The organism is Candidatus Albibeggiatoa sp. nov. BB20 (assembly GCA_016744725.1).
GTDB lineage: Bacteria > Pseudomonadota > Gammaproteobacteria > Beggiatoales > Beggiatoaceae > Albibeggiatoa.
In genome coordinates this window covers 1-433 of the sequence record JADGDW010000203.1, presented here as the reverse complement: position 1 = coordinate 433, position 433 = coordinate 1, and the positions used below count along the sequence as shown (strand labels likewise).

2 protein-coding genes are annotated in these 433 nt (G+C 26.1%); both read right to left on the bottom strand.

The genetic code is table 11. The features are described from left to right. The coding region (locus ABXH34_RS16825) for a hypothetical protein (RefSeq protein ID WP_353573044.1) at positions 1-247 on the bottom strand (247 nt) is incomplete at its 3' end. A gap of 2 nt (positions 248-249) precedes the next feature. Beyond that, positions 250-433: hypothetical protein (locus ABXH34_RS16820; RefSeq protein ID WP_353573043.1), on the bottom strand; the 184-nt coding region annotated here is incomplete at its 5' end.

The window sequence follows — 433 nt, the reverse complement described above, 5'->3', positions numbered from 1 at the left end:
AATTAAAGTAGGGGAAAACCATGTCTGGAAAGTCTTTTTTTCTATTTACATCTATAGTTAAAGCATAAGTGTTTATAGAACGTTTTTGTTTAATCACAATTTTTTGACATAAACCCACTTTTTTAGAATTATTATTTTGAGCCTCATTAATTTCAATCGGTTCTAAATTCTCCAAAGTATGGCTAATACAATATTTCTCACCAATAATATTATATAAATAATCTATTAAATTGGATTGATTTGACATTATTAATCCTCCTGTAATGTATAAAAAATATCATCAGATGTACGATTCATTTTGTTAATTACATCATCAAATGTCTTTACAATAATACCTTCAGAAGGTTTGATTTTCATCTTTGTGATTTTTTTATTATCAACGAGATAAGCCACAATTTTACTAGGTAATAAACTTTCATCCATTGCATAGCCA